This window comes from Rhizorhabdus sp. GW822-FHT03C02 (assembly GCF_058801765.1).
This window is the reverse complement of sequence record NZ_JBXANN010000004.1, coordinates 333,625-359,725: the sequence shown is the minus strand read 5'-3', so window position 1 is coordinate 359,725 and position 26,101 is coordinate 333,625. Positions and strand designations below refer to the sequence as shown.

Sequence of the window (26,101 nt, the reverse complement as noted above, 5' to 3'; positions counted from 1 at the left end):
GTGCTTTCCCGAGGGGAAGAGGCCTGATGAGCGCAATTGTAGGTAGGATATCGGGAAGGCTTCGCCGTCACAAGGACGGACAAGGCGATGTTTGACGTTGCGATAGGCCGGCAGAGCCCGTTCCGAACCCGATAAGGGCACGTACTGAATTCCCGTTCTGACATTGGCAGTGTTGTTATGTCAGAAACTCGGGCCTTTCTGACATAACAACGAGGCGGAAGCGAGCGAGACCATTCAGAGCCTGAACGGATTTCGACTTTCGCATGCTGTCTCCCCCGATGGTGGCGGTGCCGGACGATAGCCGTACAGACGAAAATGTCGAAGCCGTCTGTATGGGGTGCGGCGGGCGTGTCTCGATAACCGGCCTGACCGCCTACCGCGGCGCGTCTGCAGCCGGGTTCGCGTTTTCTCCATGCGCTCCGCCTGCCGCGTGCCCTCACCCTTCCGCCGCTGTGCGGTTCCCTCCCTCTCCCCAAAAGGGAGAGGGATTTTGCGAGTCTGGTTGGACTGAGGCGCGAGGCTCTTCGGTCCGGCCTGCCGCGTGCCGATGGAGATGCCGCGGGATTGCCGGGTGGGTGCCGGGGCAGATGCAGCGGCGATGCAAGGGACAGGGAGAGTCTTAGAATCAAACAATCAACCGATTCACTCACGATTCGCCGCGGGCGCGGGCTGAAATGGCCGGTGGGCGCTGGCGCGGATTGGCGCTGCGCTTGGCTGGATTTCGATTTTGGGCGGGTCGAGGGGCGTCGGACCGATGTGGCACGGGGCGTCTCGACGATGCTCGCCGCGAACGGATCGAGGCGGGTGCGAGGGTCGGCGCCTGCGGGGCGGTTGGGCGGTGACGGCCGGGCGGTCTAATGTCTCCATCGTCATCGGGACCGCGACCGGACCCGGCGTCGCGGCGCGGCGTGCGGGTGCGCGCCGGGCGCCCGGCACAGCAGGGAGGTCAGGGCTATGGCGGACAGTTTCGGGCTTTTGGGCGACAGCGTCTCGAGCCCCGCACGGCGAGCGGTGGCGGTGGTGCCGCATGACAGCAACCGGCTGAGCGATGCGCCCAAGGCGCTCTATGTCGGGACCGGGGGGAATATCACCCTGCAGGCGGTCGACGACGATGCCGACATCCTGTGGAAGAATGTGCCGGCGGGGGCGGTGCTGCCGGTCCGGGCGGAGCTGATCAAGGCGACCGGCACGACCGCCGGCGATATCTTGGCGCTGTATTGATGGGGGACGTTGCGATCGGTTTCGCTCTTGCCTTGGGCGGCCCCGGCCTCCGCCGGGGCGACGATCTGGGCGACCTTCCATGACCCGGTGCGGGGTGATCGGGCTGGGGGTGTCGATACCCGCTGTCGCGACGCGCGGCGGGCGCGGGTTCGCGCCGGGGGATCTGGGGGCGGCGCTGCTGGCGCTGTGGGATGCCGAGCGGACCGACCGGCTGAGCCTGGCCGGCGCCAATGTGTCGGCGTGGACCGACCTGGTCGGCGGCTATGCGCCGGCGCAGGCGGTGTCGGGGTCGAAACCGCTCTGGTCGGCGACCAGCTTCAACGGCCGGCCGGGGGTGACCTTCGACGGGACCGACGACGAACTGACGCTGACCGGATCGCCGCTGCCGACCGGCGCGGCGGCGGGCGAGATCTGGATGCTGTGCGACCAGATCGCGCCGGCGGCGGACGGGCTGGCACGCTGCCTGTTCGGCTATGGCGGCGGCACCGCCAATGCGCGGCGGATCTTTCGCAACATCGTTACGTCGTCCAACCGCGCCGGCGTGATCACCGGCAACGGCAGCGCGGCGACCACGACCAACGGCAGCGCCGATTTTTCGGGCCGGCATGTGGTGCGCGCGGTGATCGACGGCGCCGCCCAGGCGATCAGCCTCGACGAGGGCGCGGCGACCAGTGCGGCGATCGTTCCCGCCACCAACACCGACCGGCTGCGGATCGGCGCCAATGTCAGCGCGAGCGCGAGCCAGTTCGGATCGGCGTGCATCAGCCTGATCGCGGTCACCACCCTGCTGAACCCCGACCAGGCGAGCCAGTTCGCCCGCTATCTGAAAAACCGTGGAGCCATCGCCTGATGTCGCTGATCATCCTGTTTCCGGCCGGCAAGGACGCCGCCGCCGACGCCTATCTGGATTTCTGCAACGCGCATAATCCCGATCCCACCCCGGGGGCGATCTGGTATCTGCCCGACCGGATCGACGCCCATGGCCAGCGCGCGGTCGGCTATCTGGGCCCGGGCGGGCAGTGGAATGGCGGCGACTGGCCCGAGCCCGACGGCGGCGTCGCGGCGCGCGCCGACGGGGTGGTGACGGCAACGGTCGAATGGCCGGTCGACCCCTGATCCTCCAACCCTACGACTTTGGTCGAAATTTCCCGGGAAAGCGCCGAAAGTTACGCTTGTTTACGCCATGTTAATACGGTTTTCGCCTAATGCCTCCGTCAGAGAAATGAGAGCGTGGAAGGTTTCACGCAAAGCTTTGCGAAGAGGTCGAGATGAAGGCGGTTGTTCGGCGTTGGTTTGGTGATGTGGATGCCTTCGAAGGGACCGAGCTGCCGCGTGCGGGGCAGATGATGACGCTGTCGAGCGGCGCGCGGATGCTGGTCGAGCGTTGCGATTTCGACGGGGCGCAGCGGGTGATCCTGGTGCGGCCGCCGCTGGGTGCATCGGCTTATTGACCCCAGAGCCGCTCAGGGTTTCTACGGATTCGTCAAAAAATGTGACATTTCCGCGAAACCTTCGGCCGATATCGACGTTTTCAGGGTCGATAACAAAGCGACGGTCGAGAGGATTTCCCATGAAGGCAGTGGTGCGCAGGTGGTTCGGTGATGTCGAGACGTTCGAAGGCCAGGAGTTGCCGCATGTCGGCGACACGCTGACCCTGGCGAGCGGCGACCGGACGCTGGTCGAGCGCTGCGAATATCGGGGCAAGTCGCCGGTGATCTTCGTGCGGCTGGCGCCGCCGCCGGCACCGTTGCCGCAACTGGCGTTCTGACGCCGGGCCGACATAGGCGATCGTGACGAAGAGGGCGGCCTGCGGGTCGCCCTTTTGCGTTTGGGGGTTACCGACATTCCGTCTTGCCAGCACAGGCTGGCATCCATGGCTCTCGCCCCGCGCGGTGCGGTTGAGCCCTGTGGCGCATACACAGACCTCTGCTTTCGACGATCGAGACATGGGTCCCAGCCTGCGCTGGGACGACGGAATATGGGGAACGGGTTCGACTGACGGGCCGGCCGATAGTCCCCCGATATCGGCATATCGCGCCGTCATGCGATCAGGTTGGACCAGGCTTCGCCCAATCGCCTCGCCGCGGCCCCCTGCCCCCGCGATGATGGCGGCATGCAATCCCCCCACAGCAGCAGCGGCACGCGATGCCCGAGGTGAGCGCGAGCCGTTATGTCGTGACCTGCGGCTGGGACGACGTGCCGCATCTCGACGAGTCGACCAAAAGCGAGATGCTCGCGTCGATCCCGCCGCATCTGCGCGATGCGCGCAGCAAGGGGATACCGTCGCTGGGATCGGGGGCGATCTATCCGATCGGCGAGAGCGAGCTGAAGGTCGCGCCGTTCGCGCTGCCCGATCATTGGCCGCGCGGTTTCGCGATCGACGTCGGCTGGAAGCGGACCGCGGCGATCTTCGGCGCGCATGACCGCGAGACCGACACCGTCTTCCTCTATGCCGAACATTATCTCGCCGAGGCGCCGCCGTCGGTCCATGCCGCGGCGATCCGCGCACGCGGGACCTGGCTGCCCGGGGTGATCGACCCCGCCGCGCAGGGGCGCGCGCAAAGCGACGGCCATCAGCTGATCCACGATTATCGCGCACTGGGGCTCGACCTGGAGCCGGCGGTGAACAGCGTCGAGGCGGGGATGTTGAACGTCTGGGAACGGATGATGACCGGGCGATTGAAGATTTTTTCGACCTGCCAGAACTGGTGGGCGGAGTATCGGCTGTATCGCCGGGACGAGAGCGGGCGGATCGTGAAAGTGTTCAAGAAGGTCGCCAAGGTGGTGAAGAAGGTCGCCCCCTATGCGCTGGCGATCGGCGCGGTGGTGCTGACCGGCGGCGCGGCGCTGGGCGCGTTGCCCGCGGTCGGGACGATGGTCGCGTCGCTGGGCCTGCCCACCGCGCTGACCGGCGCGCTGACCGGGGCGATATCGGGCGCGGGGATCAGCGGCGCGCTGGGCCTGGCGACCGGCGGGCTGAAGGGGCTGAAAAAAGGCGCGCTGATCGGCGGCCTGACCGGCGGCGCGCTGGGGGCGATGGGCGGCGGGCTCAACGTCGGCAAGGGCACGCTGAGCGCGGCCCCAGTTAACGGACTTGGGCCCAGCAGCGCTGCGCAGGCGGTCAACACCGCATCGGCGCTGCCGAACGGCGTCGGGGCGGCGCAGGCCGGGGCGATTCAGGAGATCACGGCAGCGACGATGCCGGCCGTCGCCAGCGCGGCACCTGCGGCCACGTCGGCGGGCGGCGGTGGCTTCCTGGCGAAGCTCGGCACCTTCGCGGTCGACAATCCCGCGATCACCGCCAGCCTGATCGGCACGGTCGGCACGGGGGTGATCTCGCGCGCGGAGGCCGGCGACAAACGCAAGGCCGCCGCCCGGGTCACCGACAGCTATGACGGCATATCCTATCCGGTGTTCGGCAATCCGGCCGGATCCTATTATTATGACAGCGCCGCCAAGCGCCTGCTGCGGGGGGCCTGATCATGGCCGGTATCGGACAGGCCATGGCCCCGATCGGCGCCGCCGATCGAAGCACCGCACGGGCGCTCGGCGGCGCCCAGACCGCCGGGCAGGCGCCCGGCGCCACCTTCCAGACCGCCGGGCAGGTGCCCGGCGCCGCCTTCCAGATCGCCGGGCAGGCGCCCGGCGCAGGCGGCAGGCATGCCGACGACACCCCGAACGTGTCGCCGGAGGAACAGGCGCAATATGACGCGTTCGTCGGCAATGGCCGGCGGCTGGTCTATGACGATCGCAGCCCGAACGGGGTCGATCCCGACATATTGGCGTCGCTGCGCGCGACCGACGATCCGGTCCAGGATCTGGCCGTCACCGCGGCTTCGCTGGTCACCGGCCTGATCGAAAACGCCGCCGCCGCCGGCCGGCGGATCGATCCCGACATCGCTTATCATGGCGGGGTCGAGCTGCTCGAGGATCTCGCCGACCTCGCCGACGCCGCGCGCATCCATGATTTCGGCGAGAAAGAGCTCGAGGCGGCGATGTACCGGGCGATGGACATCGTGCTGAAGAACAACCCCGGGGCGATGGTCGACCAGGCCGGGGCCGAGCAGCAGTTCGGTGCGCTGATCCGCGAGGACCAGGCCGGTACGCTCGCCCGGTCGATGCCGGCACTGACGACGGCGATCGGGAGACGAGGGCGGTGAACGCCCTGACCGGAGCCATCGACGACGCGATCAGGGGCGTGGGCGGCTGGATGGCGGCGCTGGGCCTGATCGACCCGGTCGGGGGCGACCGCTCCGCCGCGTCGCCGCCGCGTCCAGCCGCGCAGACCGGCAGCCCGAATCCCGCGCGGTCGAACGCGGGCCGCCGCGCGACCGCGGATCGCCCTGCCCTCAGACAGGACAGGCCCGCGTGGGGACTCGATGCCGAGGCATATGCGGCGACGCTGCGGCGCGTGGCCGGCCCGTCGGCCCGCGAGACGATCGCCGCCTTCGCCGCGATGAGCCCCGCCGAGCGCAAGCGCGCCGGGCGCGAGCTCGACCGGCTGATCGCCGCATCGACACCGGCCGAGGACAGCTGGCCCGACATCGGCCGCAAGCTTGTCGACCGGGCCGGACCGATGGTCAGGCAGACGATCGGCGGCGCCCTCCAGGCGCTTGTCGAAAATAGCGACGGCACCGATCCGGAAATGCCGCTGTCCAGTTCGGAACGCGAGGCGATGCGCGCCGAACATGCCGCCGCGGTCGAGGCGGCGCGCCGGCGCGGCGACCTGCCGGGGCAGAAAATGTATCGCGCGGCGACCCGCGAGATCGAGGCCAATCCCTATCATTTCGGCGACAGCGCCACCAAGAAATATGCCGCGATGATCGCCGAAGGCGGGATCCAGGCGCTGCCGGCGCTGGCGGTGAGCATCGCCACCCGCAACCCGATGATCGGCGCGGCGATGGTCACGGGGCAGACCGGCGGCCGCCAATATGGCGACAGCCGCGAACGCGGGCGCACCACCGGCCAGAGCCTCGTCGATGCCGGTGTGATCGGCGCGATCGACGGCCTGCCGCAGACGCTGCCGCTCGGCGTGGTGCTGAAGCCCGGCGGGACGTTGCTGGGGCGCACGCTCGGGACGATCGGCGCGGACAGCGCCCAGAACATGGTCAGTCAGGGACTGCAGACCGCCTATACCGCCGCCGCCATCGACCCGAGCATCACGCTGAACGAAGCGCTCGAGCAGATCCGCGATGCCGGGATCGTCGGTGCCTTCACCGGCGCCGGCACCGCGGGGATCGAGGCCCCCTTCCACCGCGCCGTGCCCGCCACACGCACGCCGACGCCGCCGAGGCCGGACCCGATCGAACCGCCCCCGGAACCGGCGATGGCGCGAACCACGGCGGACACGCCACCGACCCCGCTCCCCCCGCCGCCGCATCCCGATGCCGGCGGCAATGCCGGGACCGGCGGCAAGCCCGACCGGAGCAGTGCACGAACGGCGATCACCAGGGTGCTGGAGGCCGCATCGGCCGTCGGCAACCGCCATGCGCTGGCGCCGCTGGGCGCGGTCGGCGACCGGCTGGCCGCCGAAGCATCGCGCCACGGCATCGACCTCGCCGGCTTCGACCATGTCATCGACAGTTCGACGGTCCGGCATGTGCGCAAGCATCACGGCGATCCCGCCCGCGAAAGTGCGCGCGGGCGGATCGCGGTGACCGACACCGATTTCGCCGCGCTCCCCGATGTCGTGACCGTGCCCGACTCCCGGATATTCGGCCCGCGAAGCAAGCTGGGCCGCGACCAGGTGGTTTCGCTCAAGCGCATGCCCGACCAGTCGACGCTGGTCGTCGAGGAGGTGCGCAACGACCGCGGTCGTCTCGCGGTGGTTTCGATCAGGAAATATCCCCCGGCGACGAATGCCGACAGCGTCGCATCGCCCCTCGATTCCAACGCCCGGAGCAGCCGGGAGGATGGCGCTCGCACAGTCGACGCGCGCGCGGATGGAAACGTGGCCGCCCCGGACGCGACGACGATGTCGCGCGCACCGGCCGACACGAATAGCGTCGGTGCCGGTGATCCGCCGATGGCCCCGCCGGGCGAACCGGTGACGCCGGCGCGCCCGGCGCGATCCGCCGCCGATGCGCGCAAGGCGGCGCGTGGCTATATCGGCCGCGGGCTGATCAACGCCGAAACCGGCCTGCGTGCGACGATATCCGGCAAGACCGTCGACAAGATGCTCGGCGGCGAAGCGGCGGGCCTGCCGACCTCGGGCATCGACCGGTCGCTGGCGGTGGCCAATCTCGACACGCTGTTCCCGGCGGCCCGCGAATATGGCGTCGCGCCCGATGCTCCGGGAGAACCGACCATCGGGGCGGGCCGCCGTTTCCAGGCGGCGATGGCGACACCCGACGGGCGGACGCTGCAGGTGCGGATGCTGGTCCGGCCGACCACCGCAGCCGCCAACCCGCCTCATACCGTCGAAATCGAACATGTCGCGGAGGCGGAGCCTTCTTCGATGTTCTTGCGGTCAGGGGCGGAGGCGGCCGCCCACGGCGGAGGCGACGGCCTCTCCGACAGCGGGGTCGATGCGGAAAGCGATTCCGGTGCAGCGGCGCCCCGTCCCGATCGGAGCAATGCGCAAACGGCCCCCGCCCTCCTGCCCGGCGAGGGGCGCGCGGGGGTCCATCGCGATCTTCGCAGGGCGGGCGTGGCAGGAGACAATATCACCCCGCACCATATTCCGTCGGCAAACCGCATGGCGCGGGACGGCGTTCGTGGGAACGACGCCATATCGATCAATATGGAACATCCGACCGACCGGCCCGGCGGCCGCCATCGCGCCACATTTACCTATGGAACGCAGGCTGATATCGACATGCCGGCACGCGAGGCCCTGATGGCGGGCGTGCTCGACGCCCAACGTATCTACAGGAAAGAGGGCCTCTATACGCCAGCCATAAGTTCCGGCCTTCGCGAACTGATCAAGCTCAACCTCCGCCATCACCATCATGTCTTTCGGAAGCCGTCGAAATGACCCCATATGATCAAGCGCTGTCCAATATCATCGACATCATCGCCGCCGACGATGCCAATCCGGTCAGGATCGATCGCGAGATCGAAACGATCAGGCAATATCCATCGGCCAATATGGCATATGATCTTCTTTCGACCTTGTCGGACGACGTCATGTCCGATGCCGGATTATTTTCGATCATCCATGCGGCGGAAGCTTTCGATCGCGCGGATTATGTACGATCCTTGCTGCTCGCATGCCCGCTCATTTCGATCACGGCTCCGGATATCGCGTCGATCGTGCTGGTTCGAACCTTGAATCACGAGGCGACCCGTCATGAACTGGTTTCGCAATTGCGCAGCGCGGCTTTCCCGATCAGGCGATCCATCATCCGGATGTGCGACCTGATCACCGACGCCGATCCCGCCTTCCTGAGCAAGACCACCGCCGTCACCTTCGCCGCCAGTTTCGGCTAGAGTGATTTCGAGGCAGATAGAATATCTGCCGGCTCGGAAATCACGGCAAACAAAGATAATTTAGAGTGTTCTGATCAATATCACCAGGGCGCACTCCAGAGCGGAGACCGAGCCGCACGTTCACGACGATATGACGGACGATCTCGCAGATCCCGACGCATCCTAGATCGCGTGTGAAGGCGTGCCGAAGTCCCGTCCGTCCTGTTCGCCTGCAGAGAGGATGGTGCATGAACCGGGGCGAGAACTGAATTCGCCGCGGATCGGCTTCGGCGGCGATCGTCGACCTTTCGCGACAAATGGCGGATGAACGCCGGATGCAGGACCGGCGCCCCGGCCGCCCGCGAGAGATCGGACGATGCCCGTCCGACAAACCGCGTCGCCGATGCCGGCGCAACCACGATCAGATCAGGGGGATGGGGAATGAGCGATATGCCGATGCCGTTGGAACCGGCCTTCCAGAATGGACGCAAAGCGACGAAGACGTTCGCGCACCATCGGACGGCGACGGGCACGGCAGCGTCGAGCCGGGCAATCCGTCCCGGTCGTCACTGATGTGGTGGAATGAAGGGGGCAACGGAGCCCTCAAGGGGCCAGGGCAACTGATGGCCGATCTCGGTCTGTCCGATCTCGGCCTAGCCGATCCGCTCGCGCCGATGCTGCCCAGCAGCATGCAGGATGCCAATGCGAAGAAGCAAGCGGCGATAGCGAAGCTGGAGGCCGCCGCCGCGAAGCCGCGAGCCACGACGGCACCGGCAGGTAGGGCCAACGCCACTCCCAAGGCGATCGATCACAAGCTCGTCCCACGCCCGATCAAATATGGAGCTGTTGCAGGCACCGCGCCCACCGACAGTTGGTCGGACATCGGGCGGACATTTGGCCGGCACATATTGCCCAGCCTCAAGGAAAGCCTCGGCGACATGATCCAGTCGATCGCCGAGACCGGCGATACCGCCAACATCGAGATGCCGCTAACCGTCGCGGAATGGGACGCGCGCAGCGAAGCGCGATCGCTGAACGCCACCGCCCGGGCGCGAGGCACTCTGCCCGGACAGCGCATGGTACGCGAAGCACGCCGCGAGACCGCCGCCACCCCCTATCATGTGGGCAACAGCACGGCGAAACGCTATGCGACGATGATCGCCGAAAGCGGCCTGAAAATGGCCCCCGCGCTGATCGCCGGCGTCGTCACACGCAACCCGTCCGTCACCGCCGCAATGTCTGCCGGGCAGATCGGCAGCCACCAATATGTAGAAAGCCGGGAAAGCGGCCGTGATCCCGCGCTGAGTCTGGCCGACGCGGCGTTCATGGGCACGGTCGGCGGTCTTTCGGAAAAAATTCCGCTGGGCATGCTGATGAAACCCGGCGGACGCTTCTTCGCGCGCACCCTCAAGACAATGGCCGCCGAGGGCACGCAGGAGATGGTCAGCCAGATCATCGAAACCGGCTATGCCAGCGGCATCCTCGACGAGAAGATGAGCTGGGGGCAAGCACTCCGCCGGATTCTCGATGCCGGCATCGTCGGCACCGTTCTGGGCGCGGGCATGAGCGTGGCCGAGGCGCCGTTCCATCGGACGAACGCGGATGATGTCGCAACTCGGCCCGCCCCCCATAAAACACCATTCGACGGTGCACTAACACTGCATGACGATCCGGTCCCGGGCGATGAGTCCGTACCTCGCGAGCAGCCAGTCAAGCCCCCGGCCACCGACATTCTGGGTGGCTCGACCCGGCCGAACGATCCGTCGGACGAACATGTCGTGGCGCACGATCCACAACGACCGCCGCCCGGTCGCGCACTCCGCCCCGCGCCACCGGCGGGAGCAACCGTCACGCCGTCGCGGATCGCTCGATCCTTCGCCGACGCCCGCAAGGCGGCGCGTGCGTTCGTCGGTCGCGGGCTGGTGAACGGCGAAACCGGACTGCGAGCCACCGTGTCGAACAAAACGATCAACAAGATGCTGAGCGGCAAAGCTGTCGGTAAATCGACCTCGGGCGTCGACCAGTCGCTAGCCGTCGCCAATCTCGACGCATTATTCCCGGTGGCACGCGAATATGGTTCCGCGCCCGATGTGCGGGGAGAACCAACCATCAAAGCGATCCGTCGCTTTCAGGCGGCGATGGCAACGCGCGACGGACGGACGCTGCAGGTCCTGATGCTGGTCAAGGAGACCACGGCCGCCGATGCGCCGAACCCGCTCTACACCGTCGAGGTCCAGCATGTGGCGGAGGTGGAGCCCTCTTCGGTGTCCTTCCAGTCAGGGACGTCCACACCCGGATGAAACCGGCATGTGGCCCCCGAGGGCTCCGTCTCCCTTATAGACGGTGCGGGGCCGGCCGCCAATGGCGAAGCGGGCCACCGCGCCCTTGTGCTGGATCGAACCGATCGGGCACTCCCAGCCGGCCGGGACCAGCCGCAGCACCGAATGCAGCAGCGCAACGCGATAGCGGCGCGCACGAACGGAGAGACGCCCGGGCAGGACATCGACCGGCACGAGGCGCCTGGGGGCATCCCGTCCCTCCCGAGCCCGGGCCCCATCGCCGGCAGCGCGGACCGCGCCGCGGGCAGCAGACCGACGGGCGGCCCCGGGAAGGTGCCCACTCCCGATGCCGGACAGTTCGGTACCGAAACCGATCCCGGTCCGGACGCGCAACGCGCCGGCAGCGATGGCGATCGGCAGCCCGGCGCCAGAGGCGTCTATTTTTTCGACCAGGCGGTGCTTCCCTATATCGACCGCCCGAACGCGACGCTGGGGCTCGCCGACCAGCCGCATTTCTTCATGCCGGCGGAGGATTCGGCGGTCGTCACCGACGCCGCCAGCGCCTATCGGCATACCGGCGGCGCCCCGTCTCTCGAACGCGCCTATGTCGGCGGCAAGGATATTTTCGGGGTCGAATTCCCGCTCGACCCATTCCATCCGCGCCTGCCGACGGCGGACGATACCACGCTTGAGCATTTTCTGGAGGGCGGCCACACTGCGTTGAAGCTCGCGGGCGGCCACGGCTATCTGGTCAACCCCACGCGTGAAGCCGTCATACAGGGAGGATCGCCGATGCCGGCAGGATCGACATTGTTCAAGGTCGGCCCGAACGGAACCCGCGTTCCGATAAGGGGATGGTGACGATGATGGCGGACGGCACGCCGACACCATGCGCCTATTGTGCGGTCGGCTATCATGCCCCGTTCGAGCGTTTCGAACGGGTCGCGACGATCGCGGACGGGCCGGCCTTCCTCAACCGCTGCAAACTGTGCACGACCTTGTGGCACGAGGATCTGCGCGGGGCACGGCGGGTATCGGCCGCCGAAGCCAGCGACCTCTATCCAGGCTTCCATCAGGATGATCGCGCATGACCCTCAGACCCTTCGAACCCGCCAACGCCGCCGAACGCGCGATCGCCGACGCGCGGCACGGCGGCGCGCCGCTTCGTGCGCTTCTGGTCCAGCTGGCCCAGGCGCCGCTGTTCGTGTCGAGCCGCGCCGAAGTCCTGCAGGACGGCAGCGGGTTCGAACCGCTGCTGCTCGAGGCCGATGGCCAGCCGCTGGTGGCGGCCTTCACCTCGCTCGATCGGTCCGAACTGCACAGCCACGCCGCCGGTTTCGTCGTGCAGATGACGGGCGGGGATTTCTTCCGGCGATTGCCGCCGGCTTATGGCGTCGTGCTGAATCCCGGCTATGTCGCCCAGCTTGTCGTCACCCCCGACATCGTCGCCGAACTGCGGACGATGTTGAACCGCGCCTGACCATATCGAACCCGGATCATGCCGCCCGCCCCGCCGCCGCCAGCCGCACCACCACCTGCTCGGCGGCGACCCGGCGTTCCTCGATCTCGACCATGATCTCGAAATAGGCGATCCATTCGCCGCGCCGCCCGGGATGGCGATGGACGAAGCCCAGATCGACCCCGTCCTCGATCGCGCTGTCGCGATCGAAGCGCCACGGCGCACGCGGACGGTGCCAGGCGCGCAAGCGATACTGGCTGACGATCCTCGACATGGCCCCTCCCCGCGCGATCGCCGGGGTGGCGAGTCGCTTCGCCATTATGAGAACAAATCAGAAACAACGAGTCAATCGGCGGCCCGCCCGACCGATGGATCGCCGGGACTTTCGACCACTGATCATGCCTGGCGCAGCCGCGCCCGCCGACCGGATGGGCCGGCTCGTCCTTGCGCCTTTCCATCGATCACGACAGGCCGTTCTCGCGATCGATCGAAGCCGCTTCTACCGATCGTCGCGCCCCAGACCCGTCGCCGCCGCGCGCAAGGCGGCCAGCGGCGACACCGCCAGCCAGGCCTGCATCGTCGCCCGGAACGCCGGCGTGCACTTCTGGTCCGCCATGGTCACCCAGAAGATCGCGCCGTCGATGTCGCCGGCATCGGCGAGCATCCGGGCATGGTTGAACTGGCCGCGGAAATCGCCGCCTTCGGCCGCGCGGGCATAGCAGTCGGCGGCCTGCGCCAGATCCCGCGGGACCAGCCGGCCTTCCTCGTGAAAGGCGCCGACGAAATTGATCGACTTGGCATGGCCCAGCGCCGCCGCCTTGCCGAACCAGGCGAGCGCGGCACGCTCGTCTTTCGCCACCCCGGCGCCCAGCCCCAGCGCGCTGGCATGGTTGTACATGCCCCAATCGAGCCCGGCCTCGGCCGCGGCCCGGTACCAGCGCGCAGCCTCCACCGGGTCGGCGGTGACGCCCCAGCCTTTCTCGTAACAGCGGCCGACCATGTTGATCGCCATGACATGGCCCCCGCGCGCCGCGGCACCGAACCAGCGCAGCGCCGCGACCGGATCGGCGGCGACGCCGCGGCCGTCGAGCAGGACCTGCGCATAGAGCGCCTGCGCCTCGGGCAGGCCGGCCCTGGCGCCCGCCTCGAGCAATGAAGCCGCCTCCGCGGGCGATCCGGCCATGCGCGCGCGCATGGCATCGGCGTCCATCGCCAGCAGATCGTTGGTGGGGCTGGGCATGAACGGCTTCCTGGCGGGCTTGGTGGACAAAGTTGCGAACCGTTATCATCTGGCCATGTGGCTGAACAGGGGCGCGGCGATCCGCGCGAAAAAGATGCGAAGCGCGTCGACAAGGCGTATCATTGGCGCTCGCCCGGAGAGTCGGCGCGGGACGAATCGGACGATAGCCGATCGCCCGCAACGGTTTCGGCTTTCCACGGCGATGCCCGTCGGGTGCCCCCCGATGCTCTGTCGCCCGGGAGAGGTGCCATGAAGCATTATGACGTCGAGTGGACCTGGCTGCTGGGATTCGTCACCTTCGTGACCGGCATGCTGCTGATCGAGCGGTTCCACCGCTTCCGGGCAATCCGGAAAGGCCGCAGAAAGCATCGCGGCTTCCGCAAGTTCAAGTCGAACCATCAGCGGATCCGCGAGCGTACCGCGCGGATGCACATGGCGGGGATCGCGCCGGGCGAGGGTGCGAACGACGGGTGATGGCGCGCGGGCCGACGCCGAGCTTTCGACAGTTGCGCCACGACGCCCGAACCGATCATGATCGAACGATGCGGACACAGCTTTCGATTCTGGCGGTTCTCATACCCCTGTCCGGCATAACCCTGTCCGGCTGTGCCACGACCCGATCGCAGGCGATCATGCCCCCGGCGCTTCCGGAGCAGGCCGAGCTAGCTGCCTATATCGCGGCGCATTGGGACGAATGGTCGCCGCGTTTCGCCCGCTTCGCATCGCGAACCGGCGACGCCGCGCAGTTGGTGAATGTGGGGGCGGTATCGTGTGAATATCTCTATATTACGCCGCAATGCCGCATCGAGGTCAGCGGACGCTTCGACGATGGCAGGCTGTCGACCCAGACCATGTTCGCGCAGTTCGAACGAGACGACGGCGGCAGGCTCAAGGAGGTGATGGTCTTCTATCATGTGCGGCGTCGCTGACGGTAACGCAACGCAGAGCTCCCCCGCCGCCCTTCGAGGCGCCGATCCCATGAACGCCGATCCCATGAACGACAGTCGAAAGGCTCGATCGATGCCTTCCCTGCAAGCGACATTATCCACCCTGCCCCGCGACGCGCTGCTGCGTGCGCTGGCCGATGGTGTGACCGAACTGACGATCCGCAACCGGGCCTGCTACGACGCGGCCGACGCCGCGCTGCGGCTCCTCGAGGGCAATGAAGCCATCCACCGCCTCAACGGCCATGTGCGCGACCTGCTCGATCCGATCGCGGCGCTGACCGAAAGCCGCCTGGACGGGATCGCCGAGGCGCTGTCGATCCTGACACCACGCGCGCTCGACCGGCTGATCGATCGGCTTGCCGCATGACCGGAGCGGCCGGCGGCGCGACCCGGCTGCGCCCGGCGACCGCGGCCGACGCCGCGGCGATCGGCGCGGTCCATGTCGCCGCATGGCGGGAGACCTATCGCGGTATCGTCCCCGACGCGATGCTGGCGGCGCTGTCGGTCGAGGGGCGCAGCGCGATGTGGCGCGCTATCCTCGACGATCCCGCTGCATCGGGCGCGGTGGCGGTCTTCGTCGCGGAGATCGGCGGCACCGTCATCGGCTTCGGTTCGTGCGGACGGCAGCGCGACGACAGGCTCGCACAAGCCGGGTTCGACGGTGAGATCAGTGCGATCTACCTGCTGCGCGCTGGTCAGCATCGCGGGATCGGACGCGTGCTGATGGCGGCGATGGCGCAGGCGCTGGCCGGTCACGGCCATCGCGCGGCGGCGCTGTGGGTGCTGCGCGACAATGCTTCGGCGCGCGGCTTCTACGAACGGCTCGGCGGCGCGATCGCCGGCGAGAAATCCGACGAGCGGCCGGACGCGATGCTGGTCGAGCTGGCCTATGGCTGGCGCGACCTGGCGCGGCTCGGCGCCTTGGCGGGCGCCATGCGGGCCGCCGCACCGCACATCGGAGCCGGCACCACCGCCCCTATAGGCGGCGGCTGATCGCCGGTCGCGAAGGCCGCAGATCCGGAACCGGCGATCCGGCATGCGCTGCTGCCTCGGTCGATATGCTCGCGCGCCGCACGGGCAGATACCTGCATCGGCGCAGGCCGGCGCCGATCCTATCGCCATCCGCGCCGATCATCTTGCCGACATCGACCATCCCCGCCATCGTGCGGTTCAGATGAGGCGATATCCCAAGATCCTTGCCGCCGTGCTGGCCACCGCCCTGGCGCTGTCGGCGGCGAGGTTCTGGGTCGGCGATCGGGTCGAGGCCGCGACGCACCGCCCCCAATTATGCACTGCTCCGGCCGATCGCGCGCAGCTGAAGAACGACCGCTTCACCCCCGATCAGCAGGAGATCTTGATAGCCAAAGCAGCGAATTTCGAAGCGGGTGTGCCGTCTGCGCATCTGTGGTGGCATGTGCGCGGCGTTTTGCTACAGGCGGGGCTCCGGGTGTTTTGGACGGCAGGGCAACGCGCGGCGATTTTCCGGACGATGGCGGCCAGGATGCCCGCATGTTCCTGAACAATCGCGCCCGCCGCTACGCCCCCTTGCGCAGGAAGGCGACGAACCGGCCGCTCAGCCGGCCGACGACCGCATCGTCGCAGGTCAGCACCGACCGGACCTCGATCCGCGCGCGCTTCTTGCGCACCAGCATCGCCACGAAGGCCGGCCAGGCGGCGGGATCGGCGAGCGCCGAGGCGGCGGCGAAGGCGCCGATGATCGGCCGGTCATAGTCCATCTGGTTCGACTGGATGACGATCTCGCTCGGGTGGCCGGCATCGACCAGCCGCAGGTGGAGCAGCGACCAGGCGGCGAGGATGCCGAGCGCCGAGGCGCTGCCGCCAAACACGGTGTGCTTGTGGTTGATGTTGGGCTCGATCGGTGCGGCGAGGACCACGGCATCGGCGGTGACCGACCGCACCGACACCATCATCGCCGCCGACAGCGGGATCTGTCGGTGGAGATAGTCTTCGAGGTTCGCTTCGCTATCCATGCACCCTGCCCGTCGTCGGCGCAAAGCGATGCCATGTCGCGACGGACGATCCAAGACAGTCATGCGCATTTACGACCGAAGCGTTCCGATCGATGCATAATCGCCGCTCGCCGGCGAGAGTTCGGGTTGTGGGTCCGGGAAGGTGATGTCGGTTTGGGTGGTTAGCCGCCGTTGCGCGCCCGGATCGGGAAGCGTGTCAAAAGTGCCCGCAGGCTGCTCGCGGCAGCACCAAGCCGATCGTCGATCGGGAAGTTGAACCCAACCACACCAAAGTCGCCGGCGCGTTTGCTCCAAGGCGGCAGGGCCTCGAGCGAAAACGCAATTCGAACGGTCGTATCCGACACCTGCTCAAAATCGAGGTTCGGTTCGGTAAAGCCGCAAAATGTCTTCCGGTTTCCACCGGAAGAGACTTGCTCGAGCCAATCGGCGAGACGCTCCATTTCAAAGGTGGTCAAGCAGGGATCACGAAAGCTCCACGATTTGTCTTCAAGGACGGCATCGCCGTTGATGATCAGCCAATTGGAGTCCCAATCGTCATCCGTGATTTCCGGAAACTGGTAGCGTTCTACGCCAATGCGTAGCGAGCCCGATGATCCCTCAAAGGTTGCGTGTGCCTCGTTCTCCACCCTCGCAGCATAGCTGCCCACTGCGATGTCCGCTACTGGGGCGGGTTCGGCGGATCGCCCCATCAGATAAAACCGACCCGGTCGGACTGACATCTTTAATTCGGAACGGGAAGGCCGTTCATCGTGGCAAAGGTTCGCACCAAATCGTCGCATGCCGTTTTCGACGCTTCACAGAGCACGTTCATGACTATCGTGGATTGCTGTCCACGTGGAACGGCCTTTCTCAGTACGACGGCCGGATAGGCCGGGTATTGCTCAGGGGCGAAGGACCAAATGCTCAGTGCTGCACGATCAGTTGCTATCGCCCAGCCGTTCTCCGTGGTGAAGACTACGCCCGGCTTTGAACGAAGGTCCGCCATCGCGGCTGCCACGGTCTCATAGCCGATGCTCGCGCTTGCCGACTCGGGAAGGGGTCCATTTTGTGCCCAGCAGCCCGTAGCCGACCACAAAAGACTGACTGCTGCCATTACTGGGATCGTCGAGCGGATTGCGACTGTTTCCTGCGCGCAGCATGCCGTGACGAGGCAAGAGCGACGGCCGACGGCATGCCCAGCCCATGGATCGCCAACGGGATCACCCGAACCCATCAGCCGATCGAGGTCGCGACCGGAGTCACCGGCGCGGCCGGCACCGCCGCCGGCGGCTGGGCGGCCGGAGACGCTGCCGCCGGCACCACCACCCCCAGCGGGGCCACGGGCGCCGCGGATGCCTTCGTCACCGCGGTGAAGGCCGGCGGGACGTCATGCCCCGACAGCGCCAGCCGGAAGGCGAAGGCATGTGGCACGCCATGGGCGCTGACGACGATGCGGATCTCCTGGGGCAGCGTCTTCGCCTTGATCTTCTCGACGACGATCTTGCCGGCATAGCTGCTGTCGCCGTCGATCGTGTTCATCTGGACGACGTCGTCGGACAGGTTCTGCACGGTATAGTCGAGCCGGTTCTGGATGCCCTTGATCGCGATCGCCCCGCCCGCGACCGAGGCGACGACGCCGAGCTGGCCGATCGAATTGTCGCGCCAGCGCGCGACATGGGTGACGGTGCCATAGCCCGGAAAATAGGTGCGGCTGCGATAGCTGTTGGTGCTGTGCGCATTGGCGACCGCGGCGGCAGCCGCGCCCGCGAGCACCGCCATGCCGATCTGCGACCAGATCGCCCGGTTCTTGGCCTTGGCGATCAGTTCGTCCTTGCTGAACACCGCCAGATGCTGGTCGCCGGCACGCACGTCGATATCGCCGATGTCGAAATTGAAGCCGTCGGCGCCCTTGTTGTAGACGGCAATGTCGAACGCCAGGCTGCCATGATCCATCGCGCGCGGGGTGACCTGCACCGCGGCGCCGTCGGTCTCGAGGTCGAGCGTCGGCACACCCTGGCGATAGCGCACCGTCTCCTGCCCGGTCTGGACCGCATAGACGCTATAGTTCGGCGCGGCGAGCGCCGGCACGGCGATGCCGAGAAGTGCCGCCACCGCGGCGGCCCGATGGATTGCGATCATATAGTCCCCCGAAATGCCGTCCCCACGGCACGGCGAGATTGACGCCGGGGCGGCCGCGCCGTCAAGCGGCGAGACGCGACTTCATCCGAAGTGGAGTCGGTTGCCGGGCGACGACGGGGGCGATCGCGATCCGGCGAAACGCCGTTTCCAGCCCGACGAGGATCGGGGACGCGATCAATAGACGACCCGAACCCGATAATAATGAAAGCCGGCGATGCGGGGATCGTCCGTGCCGCCGACCATCTCGGCCACGAACCCCTCGCCTCGCGACGCCAGCGACACATCGAAACAGGCGCGATCGGCCAGCGGATCGAGTCCCGCTGTCGGCAATCGCGACGCGCACCCGACCTGGCTCGCGGCGCGGATGGCGGTTTCGTCGACGCTGCCGGCGATGTCGGTGGCGTCGGGCAGGCCGCAATCGGGGCGCATATGGATCTCGCACGAAAATTTGAAGCGCAGCGGCTTCGAACCCCGCGCCGCATCGCGGAACAGGCGGCTGGCCACCAGCGCGCGATAGGCGACCATCCAGTTGTCGGCCTGGAAGAAGGATTTCACCCCCGCCGTCCCGGCACAGGCCGCCATTTCGGCGCGCATCTGCGCGTCCGCGCCGGGCGCCCCGGCGGGCGGACGTCCCCGCAGCCCGCCCGGCGCGCCATATCGCATCTCGGTCGTGATCCCGGCGACCCCGCCGTCGCCATAGGCGACCCGGATCAAGGTGGTCGCGCAGGTGCCGGTCCAGATGCGGCCGCCCCAGATCGCGACGGGCCGCTGGTAGAAGGTCATGCCGTTGTCGAGCGGCGCCGGCCCCTCGCGCATCCGCACCTCATCGGCGGTCGGCGCCGGGCACAGCCCCGAGCAGACCGGCCAGGCCGGCCGGTCGACATCGACGACGGGCGCGCCCCCCTCGCCGAGCACGACGCGCGCGAGCTCGGCAACCGGAAGCGTCTGCGCCTGTTGCGGGGTCAGCGCGAACGCCGCCTCCGGCAGGGCGGCACCGACGAGCAAGCCGATGATGGCGTGCACGATCATGCCTATTTTCGGCTGAACCGATCCGATCGACGCCATGCACGCCCCCTTGCGAAGCCAGACCTTATGGCATGAAGCCGAAAAGGTGAATGTTCGGGAAGGGTTGAAGATCAAATCGATGGACGATCAGACCGGTGACAGTGTATTTTTGGCGCGCCTTTCTTGTCGTCCGGCCGTAAAAGTGCACTGTCAGCGAATTGTTGTGAGACACGACTTCATCCGAAGTGGAGTCGGTTGCCGGATGGCGCGGATCATCCGCGCCGCAGGCGGCGCAGCATCGCGGGTGCCATCGTCGCGACAGGATATGCCGCGACGATCAGGATAAGCAGCAGCCATGCCGGCCGCAGGACGAGGTCCGGCCCCAGTTCGGCAAAGCCGCCGGTCGCCACGTACAGCATCGCCTCACCGACCGCGGCGACGGCGATGACGCAAGGCAGGAACATCAGTCTTGCCGACCGATGCGACCGCATGCGCGCCGATCGCCAGAACAGCACCGCCAGCGTCATCGGGCCATAGGTCGCGACGATCCAGCCGAGCATCGCGAGCCCGAAGCCGGCCCGGGTCAGGCTGTCATGGTAGAAAGCGACCATCCCCGCCACATCGGATCGGGCGACGAAGGCGATCGCGATCGCCGCCGTTCCCCATGCCAGCCAACCGATCCGGTCGATCGCGTCGATGCTCATCCCCGGCGCATCCTTCGTTGCGGCGAAAGCGAAGCGGGTGCCAGGCCGGCCTCGATCCGTTCGACGATCCGGAATCCGGCATAGTCCGACCGGCGATAGGTGGCGCGATGATAGACGCTCCAATAGCTCATGAGGCGGCGTTTGGTCGTCTCCCAATAAAGGGGGTTGGCGGCGACGAATTCGGTCAGGGCTCGCAATCTCTCGGGGGTGAGGGCCGCCTCGATATCGAGGAGTATCCGATCGATATATTCGCCGATCAGCGCGACGATGAACGGGGCCGACCATGGCTGCAGATCGACCATGACATCGCGTGCCGCACGCTGGCGCTCATAGCCATCGTTGCTGCGGGTCTGCAGCGCGCGAGCCATCAACCCGGCCATATCGTCGAGCGGCAATGGCGGCCCGATCGTCGCGAAATGCAGCCGCGCCGGGATCAGGACCGTCTCTTCGATGACCCGAACGGGGAAGCGTTCGCTCCACTGCGTCGGATGAAGCGTCCGGCAGACAGCCGCGCCCGCCGGCAGAGCCTCGTCACGCCACGCCGCAGGGAACGCCTCCGCGAGCAGCGGAGCATCGAAAGCGGTGAACATCTTGCGCGCGTCGCGAAGATCAGGCGGAGCCGGCATCGACGCAGGATAGAAATGCTCCGTCCGACTGGCAATCCTGCCTTCGAACTTCCCCGATGCGCTCATGCCAACGCTTTGTTCATGTCTTTGGCGTAACGGACTCCGGCTTGCCATGCCCCCGACTTCGCGGGGTCGCGGCAGGCGGGTCGCGTTTCTTCACGGGTCGGCGGCCGGGTGCTTTTGGGGGAGTATGTCATGAAGAAATATCTCGACGGCCATGCCATGATGATCGTTGCCTGCGCGCTCGCCGCGCATGTCGCGTCGTTCGCGCTGGTCATTCGCTGAGGTCGGTGCCGGCCGGTGGCAGGCACACCGGCCGCGCCCACGGCACCTGCCCCGGATCGCCGCCGATCGCGCCGCCGGTTGCGCGTCCCCGTCCCGAAACCACCCGCCCAACCCGCTGTAATAGACCTGCAAAACAGTCGACTTCGCGGGGCGACTGTGGCTAGTGTCGCGCAGGCAGGGGACAGGGAGAGCTCGCCATGCGGGTACGCTTCTGGGGAACGCGGGGATCATTGGCCAAGCCGGGCCCCGCGACGATACGATATGGCGGCAACACATCGTGCATCGAGGTGATTTCGGACGGGGGCACCCGGATCGTGATCGATTGCGGCACCGGCGGGCACGAGCTCGGCCAGGCGATCATGGCCGAGGGCGGGCCGTCGCGCGGCCATATGCTGATCAGCCACACCCATTGGGACCATATCCAGGGCATCCCCTTCTTCACCCCCTTCTTCGTCCCTGGCCACGAATGGGATCTCTACGCGCCGCAGGGCTTCGACGAGTCGCTGCAGGAGGCGCTCGCCGGGCAGATGGAATATACCTATTTCCCGGTCACGCTCGACGCGTTCGGGGGCAAGGTCCGCTACAATAATCTGGGCGAGGGCAGCTTCGTCATCGACGATGTCGTCATCCACACCCGCTATCTCAACCATCCCGCGCTCACCCTCGCCTTCCGGCTGGAATCGGGCGGGGCGACGATGGTCTATGCCTGCGACCATGAACCGCATTCGCGCGAGCTGGCGGTCGGCGATGCCGAGATCGCCGGCGAGGACGCCGCCCATGCCGATTTCATGCGCGGCGCCGACCTGATCATCCACGACGCCCAATATCTCGCCACCGAATATGAGGCGAAGCGCGGCTGGGGGCACAGCACGATCGAATATGCGCTGCAGATGGGCCGCGCCGCCGGCGCCAAGCGGCTGGCGCTCACCCATCACGACCCATTGCGCAACGACGACGCGGTCGACGCGGCGATGGCCGAGCTGCGCAAGCTGCTGCGCCCCGGCGACCCCAAGCTGATCGCCGCGGCGGAGGGGATGGTGATCGACCTCGACGAGAAACCGGTGACGATGCTGTCGTTCGCCGCCAACGCCATCGCCGCGAACAACACGCTGAGCAATGTCAGCGCGATCCGCGCCGGATCGATGCTGGCGGTGCCGTCGGTGCTGCTGATCGCCGCCGATGCCGGGGTGATCGAACGGATCGGCCGCGCGGTGAACCAGGAGCCGATCCATCTGAGCCATGCCGGCAGCGCCCCCGAAAGCACCGCGCTCGCGCGGCAGCGGCCGCCGGCACTGGTGATCGCCGAACTCGGCCTGCCCGGGCTCGACCGCGCGCTGGAGAAGATCCGCAGCGACAATGGCGGCACCCCGGTCGCGACGATGCTGGTCGGCGGCAACGGCCCGCCCGACGCCGGCACGGTCGACCGGCTCGAGGAGCCCTGGTCGGTCGAATATGCCCGCACCCGCATCCGCACCTGGCTGCTGCGCAACGAGGTGCGCTGGGAACGCCCGCCGATCCCCGAGGACGAGGCCGACCGGATCGCCGCGCTCCACGCGCTCGACATCCTCGACAGCCCCGCCGAGGAACGCTTCGATCGCCACACGAGGCTGGCGGCGGCCTTGTTCAAGGTGCCGATCTCGCTGATCTCGCTGGTCGATGCCGAACGGCAATGGTTCAAATCCTGCTATGGCACCGAACTCGACGAGACCCCGCGCGAGGTGAGCTTCTGCGCGCATGCGGTGGCGGCGCGGGCGATGCTGGTGGTGCCCGACACGCTGCTCGACGACCGCTTCCGCGAACATCCGCTGGTCAAGGAAGGGCCGCGCATCCGCTTCTATGCCGGCGCGCCGATCTATGCCCGTGGAGGCCAGCCGATCGGCACCTTGTGCATCCTCGACACCCGTCCGCGGGCGATGCCGCCCGAGGAGCGCGCGCTGCTCGCCGATCTGGCGTCGATGGTCGAAACCGAATTGCGCCGCGCCGAGCTGTTGGCGATCGGAGCCGCGTGAACACCCAGACCGCCATTCCGGTCCCCCGCGACGCGATGCCGCGCGCGCAGACCGCGCGCCAGCTGTTCTGGAAGCTGGTGTGGCTGTACCAGGGCGGCTGCGCGGCGGCGATCGTCATCACGATGCTGCTCGCCCTGCTCGGGCTCGAACTCGGCGCCTATCAGTGGATCGTGCTGTTCATCGAGATGCCGCTGGTGGTCGCGGTCTACAATCTTTCCGACGTCTATCTGATCGTCCGCCATTTCCGGCCGATCAAGGCCGCGCTCGAAGCGCTCGACCGCGGCCAGCAGCCGTCCGAGCCGGTGCTGGCCGAGGCGGTGGTATGGTCGCTCAACCTGCCCTTCTATTCGTTCCTGCGGGTCACCTTCGTGCACGGGCCGCTGGTGACGCTGATGGTGTGGATCGTGTTCTCGGCGGCGAACGTCCTGGTCGATGCCGGCTTCCAGAACTGGCAGATCATCGCCTTCTGCATGACGACGATGTTCTTCGCCTCGCCCACCCATGCGATCTTCGAATATTTCGGGGTCAGCCGGGCGATGGTGCCGACGATCCTGCGGCTGTCCGACGCGATGTCGGGGCCGCTGCCCCCCGAATATCAGCAGCGGCTGGTGTCGATCCACCTCAAGAGCAAGCTGCTCTATCTGGCGATCTTCGTCACCGCGCTGCCGCTGGTGTTCTTCGGCCTGTCGATGGTGTTCAAGGTCGGGCGGCTGTTCCAGATGCAGGGCATCCGCGTCGACCTGGCGCAGATGCTGCCCTTCTACGTCTGGATCGCGGGCGTGCTGATCGTGTGCGTGCTGGGTTCGGTGATGATGGCGATCCTGACCGCGCTCGAAGTGTCGCGATCGGCGAGCCGGCTGGTCCAGGGGATGCGATCGGTCGAGAATGGCCGGCTCGACGAGGTCGAGGTCGACGTGCTGTCGACCGACGAATATGCCGACATCTTCCGCGGTTTCCAGCTGATGATCGAGGCGCTGCGCGAGGAACAGCTGATCCTGGCGATCAGCAACGACCTCGCCGGCGAGCTCCAGCTCGACATCTTGATCGCGCGGATCATGCGCGCGACCACCGAGCTGCTCGGCGCCGAGCGATCGACCTGCTTCGTCTACGACGCCCGCACCGACGAGCTGTTCTCGCTGTTCGCCGAGGGCGACCTGGTCACCGAGATCCGGATCCCGTCGAACACCGGCATCGCCGGCGCGGTGTTCACCAGCGGCATCGCCGAGAATATCTCCGATCCCTATGCCGATCCGCGTTTCAACCAGAAGGTCGATCGCGACACCGGCTTCCACACCACCTCGATCGTCTGCCACCCGATCCTCGACAAGCAGGGCGGCCGGGTCGGCGTGACCCAGGTGCTCAACAAGCGCGGCGGCGGCGGCTTCACCTTGAAGGACGAGGCCCGGCTGCGCGCCTTCTCGGCGCAGATCGCGGTGTGCCTCGACAATGCCCGGCTGTTCGATGACGTGCTGAGCATGAAGAATTATAACGAGAGCATCCTCAAGAGTACGTCGAACGGGGTGATCACCTTCGACGCCGACAACCGGATCGTCACCACCAACGACGCCGCGCTCAAGCTGATGGGGACGGCCGACAATCTGGTCGGGGTGCCAGCGCGCGACGCGTTCGACGGCGCCAATGCCTGGATATTCGAGCAGATGGAGCGCAGCGACCTCGACAAGGAGGCGCAGCTCGCGGTCGATGCCGAGATCGCCCATCCCGGCGGCGGATCGGCGTCGGTCAACCTCACCGCGGCGCCGTTGATCGACGCCAACGAGCAGCGGATCGGATCGATGCTGGTGATGGAGGACATCACCTCCGAGAAACGCGTCCGATCGACGATGGCGCGCTATATGTCGAAGGAGGTCGCCGACCAGCTGCTCGAGGCCGGCGAGAGCGAGCTGACCGGCAAGGACCAGACCGTGTCGATCCTGTTCTCCGACGTGCGCGGCTTCACCACCATCGCCGAACAGATCGGGGCGCGCGAGACGGTGGCGATGCTCAACGCCTATTTTACCGAGATGGTTGACGTGATCTTCGCGCATGGCGGGATCCTCGACAAATATATCGGCGACGCCATCATGGCGCTGTTCGGCGCGCCCTTCGCCGGCGAGAACGACGCCGACAATGCGATCGCGACCGCCAACCAGATGATGACCGAACTCGCGCTGCTCAACGGCCGGCGGATCGGCGCCGGGCAGAAGCCGCTCGACATCGGCCTGGGGATCAGCACCGGCGACGTGATCGTCGGCAATATCGGCTCGATCAAGCGCATGGAATATACGGTGATCGGCGACAGCGTGAACCTCGCCTCGCGGCTCGAGGGCGCGAACAAGGCTTATGGCTCGAAGATCCTGTTCTCCGAATTCACCCGCCAGCGGCTGACCGCGCCGTCGCTGATGCGCGAGATCGACCTGATCCGGGTCAAGGGCAAGGATTTCCCGGTCGGGGTGTTCGAATCGCTCGAATATCGCGCCGCCGAACTCGACTACGGGCTCGGCACGATGCTCGACGCCTATGGCCGCGGCGTCGCGGCGTACAAGGCGCAGGCGTGGGACGACGCCGAGCAGGCCTTCCTCGCAGCACTTGCGGCGATGCCCGGCGATGGCCCCTCGACCATGTATCTCGACCGCTGCCGCACCTTCGCCGCGGCGCCGCCGGTGGCCGGCTGGGACGGGGTGTGGACGCTGAAGGACAAGTGACGGCCCCAACACGCCGCCGCCTCTTCTTTTTTACCGTCATCCTGAACGCGTTTCAGGATCCGCTCTTCCACCCGGGAACGGCCCCTTGTCGCACAGCGAATGCTG

General features: G+C 67.2%; 28 protein-coding genes. 20 read left to right on the top strand and 8 right to left on the bottom strand.

Features of this window, described 5'->3' with window-relative positions; all coding sequences use genetic code 11:
* The first annotated feature begins 954 nt into the window (after positions 1-954).
* From AC1RM6_RS14025 to AC1RM6_RS13965, 13 genes are all read left to right on the top strand, one after another.
* Positions 955-1,221, top strand: coding sequence for a spike base protein, RCAP_Rcc01079 family (locus AC1RM6_RS14025; RefSeq protein WP_493102172.1), 267 nt, complete (start codon positions 955-957; stop codon positions 1,219-1,221).
* Positions 1,222-1,300: 79 nt separating this feature from the next.
* On the top strand, positions 1,301-2,071 hold the full coding sequence (locus AC1RM6_RS14020; RefSeq protein ID WP_493102170.1) for a hypothetical protein: 771 nt from the start codon (positions 1,301-1,303) through the stop codon (positions 2,069-2,071).
* Entirely contained in the window at positions 2,071-2,337 is a 267-nt protein-coding gene (locus tag AC1RM6_RS14015; RefSeq protein ID WP_493102168.1) for a hypothetical protein, read from the top strand. Before AC1RM6_RS14020 ends, AC1RM6_RS14015 begins: the two co-directional genes overlap by 1 nt.
* A gap of 185 nt (positions 2,338-2,522) precedes the next feature.
* On the top strand, positions 2,523-2,672 hold the full coding sequence (locus AC1RM6_RS14010) for a hypothetical protein (protein ID WP_493102166.1): 150 nt from the start codon (positions 2,523-2,525) through the stop codon (positions 2,670-2,672).
* Positions 2,673-2,791: 119 nt separating this feature from the next.
* Complete coding sequence (locus tag AC1RM6_RS14005; RefSeq protein ID WP_493102164.1) at positions 2,792-2,989, top strand: hypothetical protein; 198 nt, start codon at positions 2,792-2,794, stop codon at positions 2,987-2,989.
* A gap of 377 nt (positions 2,990-3,366) precedes the next feature.
* On the top strand, positions 3,367-4,701 hold the full coding sequence (locus tag AC1RM6_RS14000) for a hypothetical protein (RefSeq protein WP_493102162.1): 1,335 nt from the start codon (positions 3,367-3,369) through the stop codon (positions 4,699-4,701).
* A gap of 2 nt (positions 4,702-4,703) precedes the next feature.
* Positions 4,704-5,381 carry a hypothetical protein gene (locus tag AC1RM6_RS13995; protein WP_493102160.1) on the top strand — a complete coding sequence of 226 codons (678 nt, stop codon included), beginning with the start codon at positions 4,704-4,706 and terminating at the stop codon, positions 5,379-5,381.
* Positions 5,378-8,197 carry a PBECR3 domain-containing polyvalent protein gene (locus AC1RM6_RS13990; protein WP_493102158.1) on the top strand — a complete coding sequence of 940 codons (2,820 nt, stop codon included), beginning with the start codon at positions 5,378-5,380 and terminating at the stop codon, positions 8,195-8,197. Before AC1RM6_RS13995 ends, AC1RM6_RS13990 begins: the two co-directional genes overlap by 4 nt.
* Positions 8,194-8,652 carry an Imm30 family immunity protein gene (locus tag AC1RM6_RS13985; protein ID WP_493102156.1) on the top strand — a complete coding sequence of 153 codons (459 nt, stop codon included), beginning with the start codon at positions 8,194-8,196 and terminating at the stop codon, positions 8,650-8,652. Before AC1RM6_RS13990 ends, AC1RM6_RS13985 begins: the two co-directional genes overlap by 4 nt.
* Before the next feature lie 413 nt (positions 8,653-9,065).
* Positions 9,066-10,931, top strand: coding sequence for an LPD3 domain-containing protein (locus AC1RM6_RS13980; RefSeq protein WP_493102154.1), 1,866 nt, complete (start codon positions 9,066-9,068; stop codon positions 10,929-10,931).
* Between the two features lie 144 nt (positions 10,932-11,075).
* The gene (locus AC1RM6_RS13975; protein ID WP_493102152.1) at positions 11,076-11,771 is read left to right on the top strand and encodes a hypothetical protein; all 696 of its coding nucleotides are present in this window, start codon (positions 11,076-11,078) and stop codon (positions 11,769-11,771) included.
* A gap of 2 nt (positions 11,772-11,773) precedes the next feature.
* Positions 11,774-12,001, top strand: coding sequence for a hypothetical protein (locus AC1RM6_RS13970; RefSeq protein WP_493102150.1), 228 nt, complete (start codon positions 11,774-11,776; stop codon positions 11,999-12,001).
* Positions 11,998-12,390 carry an SseB family protein gene (locus AC1RM6_RS13965; protein WP_493102149.1) on the top strand — a complete coding sequence of 131 codons (393 nt, stop codon included), beginning with the start codon at positions 11,998-12,000 and terminating at the stop codon, positions 12,388-12,390. The genes AC1RM6_RS13970 and AC1RM6_RS13965 overlap by 4 nt, the downstream gene beginning before the upstream one ends.
* A gap of 16 nt (positions 12,391-12,406) precedes the next feature.
* On the opposite strand, the gene AC1RM6_RS13960 is transcribed toward AC1RM6_RS13965, so the two are convergent.
* Both AC1RM6_RS13960 and AC1RM6_RS13955 read right to left on the bottom strand, forming a co-directional pair.
* A complete protein-coding gene (locus AC1RM6_RS13960) occupies positions 12,407-12,643 on the bottom strand; it encodes a hypothetical protein (RefSeq protein WP_493102147.1) in 237 nt (78 codons plus the stop codon).
* A 225-nt stretch (positions 12,644-12,868) separates the two neighbouring features.
* The gene (locus tag AC1RM6_RS13955) at positions 12,869-13,609 is read right to left on the bottom strand and encodes a tetratricopeptide repeat protein (protein ID WP_493102146.1); all 741 of its coding nucleotides are present in this window, start codon (positions 13,607-13,609) and stop codon (positions 12,869-12,871) included.
* A 249-nt stretch (positions 13,610-13,858) separates the two neighbouring features.
* Here AC1RM6_RS13955 and AC1RM6_RS13950 point away from each other — a divergent pair, with 249 nt between their 5' ends.
* The 5 genes from AC1RM6_RS13950 to AC1RM6_RS13930 all read left to right on the top strand — a co-directional run bounded on the left by AC1RM6_RS13950 (position 13,859) and on the right by AC1RM6_RS13930 (position 16,075).
* Positions 13,859-14,083, top strand: coding sequence for a hypothetical protein (locus tag AC1RM6_RS13950; protein WP_493102144.1), 225 nt, complete (start codon positions 13,859-13,861; stop codon positions 14,081-14,083).
* A 68-nt stretch (positions 14,084-14,151) separates the two neighbouring features.
* Positions 14,152-14,538, top strand: coding sequence for a hypothetical protein (locus AC1RM6_RS13945; RefSeq protein ID WP_493102142.1), 387 nt, complete (start codon positions 14,152-14,154; stop codon positions 14,536-14,538).
* Between the two features lie 49 nt (positions 14,539-14,587).
* Positions 14,588-14,923: a hypothetical protein gene (locus AC1RM6_RS13940; protein WP_493102140.1), complete on the top strand. Its 336-nt coding sequence runs from the start codon at positions 14,588-14,590 to the stop codon at positions 14,921-14,923.
* Positions 14,920-15,549 carry a GNAT family N-acetyltransferase gene (locus tag AC1RM6_RS13935; RefSeq protein ID WP_493102138.1) on the top strand — a complete coding sequence of 210 codons (630 nt, stop codon included), beginning with the start codon at positions 14,920-14,922 and terminating at the stop codon, positions 15,547-15,549. The genes AC1RM6_RS13940 and AC1RM6_RS13935 overlap by 4 nt, the downstream gene beginning before the upstream one ends.
* A gap of 43 nt (positions 15,550-15,592) precedes the next feature.
* A complete protein-coding gene (locus tag AC1RM6_RS13930) occupies positions 15,593-16,075 on the top strand; it encodes a hypothetical protein (protein ID WP_493102136.1) in 483 nt (160 codons plus the stop codon).
* Positions 16,076-16,091: 16 nt separating this feature from the next.
* Here AC1RM6_RS13930 and AC1RM6_RS13925 read toward each other — a convergent pair whose 3' ends face one another.
* The 6 genes from AC1RM6_RS13925 to AC1RM6_RS13900 form a co-directional block, all read right to left on the bottom strand.
* Positions 16,092-16,547, bottom strand: coding sequence for a YiiD C-terminal domain-containing protein (locus AC1RM6_RS13925; protein WP_493102134.1), 456 nt, complete (start codon positions 16,545-16,547; stop codon positions 16,092-16,094).
* A gap of 161 nt (positions 16,548-16,708) precedes the next feature.
* Entirely contained in the window at positions 16,709-17,194 is a 486-nt protein-coding gene (locus AC1RM6_RS13920) for a WapI family immunity protein (RefSeq protein ID WP_493102133.1), read from the bottom strand.
* A gap of 565 nt (positions 17,195-17,759) precedes the next feature.
* Complete coding sequence (locus AC1RM6_RS13915; protein ID WP_493102131.1) at positions 17,760-18,665, bottom strand: hypothetical protein; 906 nt, start codon at positions 18,663-18,665, stop codon at positions 17,760-17,762.
* A 174-nt stretch (positions 18,666-18,839) separates the two neighbouring features.
* Positions 18,840-19,694: a hypothetical protein gene (locus tag AC1RM6_RS13910; RefSeq protein ID WP_493102129.1), complete on the bottom strand. Its 855-nt coding sequence runs from the start codon at positions 19,692-19,694 to the stop codon at positions 18,840-18,842.
* 248 nt (positions 19,695-19,942) lie between these two features.
* Complete coding sequence (locus AC1RM6_RS13905) at positions 19,943-20,374, bottom strand: hypothetical protein (protein ID WP_493102127.1); 432 nt, start codon at positions 20,372-20,374, stop codon at positions 19,943-19,945.
* The gene (locus AC1RM6_RS13900; protein ID WP_493102125.1) at positions 20,371-21,114 is read right to left on the bottom strand and encodes a hypothetical protein; all 744 of its coding nucleotides are present in this window, start codon (positions 21,112-21,114) and stop codon (positions 20,371-20,373) included. The genes AC1RM6_RS13905 and AC1RM6_RS13900 overlap by 4 nt, the downstream gene beginning before the upstream one ends.
* Positions 21,115-21,482: 368 nt before the next feature.
* On the opposite strand from AC1RM6_RS13900, the gene AC1RM6_RS13895 reads away from it, so the two are divergent.
* Positions 21,483-23,294, top strand: coding sequence for a GAF domain-containing protein (locus tag AC1RM6_RS13895; RefSeq protein WP_493102120.1), 1,812 nt, complete (start codon positions 21,483-21,485; stop codon positions 23,292-23,294).
* Positions 23,291-25,996 (top strand): adenylate/guanylate cyclase domain-containing protein, encoded by a 2,706-nt coding sequence (locus AC1RM6_RS13890; protein WP_493102118.1) that lies wholly within the window; start codon positions 23,291-23,293, stop codon positions 25,994-25,996. Before AC1RM6_RS13895 ends, AC1RM6_RS13890 begins: the two co-directional genes overlap by 4 nt.
* Positions 25,997-26,101: the final 105 nt, after the last annotated feature.

What these genes read in the sequence shown, in the direction of transcription:
- AC1RM6_RS13965 (WP_493102149.1), top strand. Translation starts at nt 11,998, where the DNA reads ATGACCCTCAGACCCTTCGAACCCGCCAACGCCGCCGAACGCGCGATC.
- AC1RM6_RS13935 (WP_493102138.1), top strand. Translation starts at nt 14,920, where the DNA reads ATGACCGGAGCGGCCGGCGGCGCGACCCGGCTGCGCCCGGCGACCGCG.
- AC1RM6_RS13970 (WP_493102150.1), top strand. Translation starts at nt 11,774, where the DNA reads ATGATGGCGGACGGCACGCCGACACCATGCGCCTATTGTGCGGTCGGC.
- AC1RM6_RS13950 (WP_493102144.1), top strand. Translation starts at nt 13,859, where the DNA reads ATGAAGCATTATGACGTCGAGTGGACCTGGCTGCTGGGATTCGTCACC.
- AC1RM6_RS14000 (WP_493102162.1), top strand. Translation starts at nt 3,367, where the DNA reads ATGCCCGAGGTGAGCGCGAGCCGTTATGTCGTGACCTGCGGCTGGGAC.
- AC1RM6_RS13975 (WP_493102152.1), top strand. Translation starts at nt 11,076, where the DNA reads ATGCAGCAGCGCAACGCGATAGCGGCGCGCACGAACGGAGAGACGCCC.
- AC1RM6_RS13895 (WP_493102120.1), top strand. Translation starts at nt 21,483, where the DNA reads ATGCGGGTACGCTTCTGGGGAACGCGGGGATCATTGGCCAAGCCGGGC.
- AC1RM6_RS13940 (WP_493102140.1), top strand. Translation starts at nt 14,588, where the DNA reads ATGAACGCCGATCCCATGAACGACAGTCGAAAGGCTCGATCGATGCCT.
- AC1RM6_RS13960 (WP_493102147.1), bottom strand. Translation starts at nt 12,643, where the DNA reads ATGTCGAGGATCGTCAGCCAGTATCGCTTGCGCGCCTGGCACCGTCCG.
- AC1RM6_RS13915 (WP_493102131.1), bottom strand. Translation starts at nt 18,665, where the DNA reads ATGATCGCAATCCATCGGGCCGCCGCGGTGGCGGCACTTCTCGGCATC.
- AC1RM6_RS13910 (WP_493102129.1), bottom strand. Translation starts at nt 19,694, where the DNA reads ATGATCGTGCACGCCATCATCGGCTTGCTCGTCGGTGCCGCCCTGCCG.
- AC1RM6_RS13985 (WP_493102156.1), top strand. Translation starts at nt 8,194, where the DNA reads ATGACCCCATATGATCAAGCGCTGTCCAATATCATCGACATCATCGCC.
- AC1RM6_RS13925 (WP_493102134.1), bottom strand. Translation starts at nt 16,547, where the DNA reads ATGGATAGCGAAGCGAACCTCGAAGACTATCTCCACCGACAGATCCCG.
- AC1RM6_RS14025 (WP_493102172.1), top strand. Translation starts at nt 955, where the DNA reads ATGGCGGACAGTTTCGGGCTTTTGGGCGACAGCGTCTCGAGCCCCGCA.
- AC1RM6_RS13930 (WP_493102136.1), top strand. Translation starts at nt 15,593, where the DNA reads ATGCGCTGCTGCCTCGGTCGATATGCTCGCGCGCCGCACGGGCAGATA.
- AC1RM6_RS14015 (WP_493102168.1), top strand. Translation starts at nt 2,071, where the DNA reads ATGTCGCTGATCATCCTGTTTCCGGCCGGCAAGGACGCCGCCGCCGAC.
- AC1RM6_RS14005 (WP_493102164.1), top strand. Translation starts at nt 2,792, where the DNA reads ATGAAGGCAGTGGTGCGCAGGTGGTTCGGTGATGTCGAGACGTTCGAA.
- AC1RM6_RS13980 (WP_493102154.1), top strand. Translation starts at nt 9,066, where the DNA reads ATGGGGAATGAGCGATATGCCGATGCCGTTGGAACCGGCCTTCCAGAA.
- AC1RM6_RS13955 (WP_493102146.1), bottom strand. Translation starts at nt 13,609, where the DNA reads ATGCCCAGCCCCACCAACGATCTGCTGGCGATGGACGCCGATGCCATG.
- AC1RM6_RS13905 (WP_493102127.1), bottom strand. Translation starts at nt 20,374, where the DNA reads ATGAGCATCGACGCGATCGACCGGATCGGTTGGCTGGCATGGGGAACG.
- AC1RM6_RS14020 (WP_493102170.1), top strand. Translation starts at nt 1,301, where the DNA reads ATGACCCGGTGCGGGGTGATCGGGCTGGGGGTGTCGATACCCGCTGTC.
- AC1RM6_RS13900 (WP_493102125.1), bottom strand. Translation starts at nt 21,114, where the DNA reads ATGGCAAGCCGGAGTCCGTTACGCCAAAGACATGAACAAAGCGTTGGC.
- AC1RM6_RS13945 (WP_493102142.1), top strand. Translation starts at nt 14,152, where the DNA reads ATGCGGACACAGCTTTCGATTCTGGCGGTTCTCATACCCCTGTCCGGC.
- AC1RM6_RS13995 (WP_493102160.1), top strand. Translation starts at nt 4,704, where the DNA reads ATGGCCGGTATCGGACAGGCCATGGCCCCGATCGGCGCCGCCGATCGA.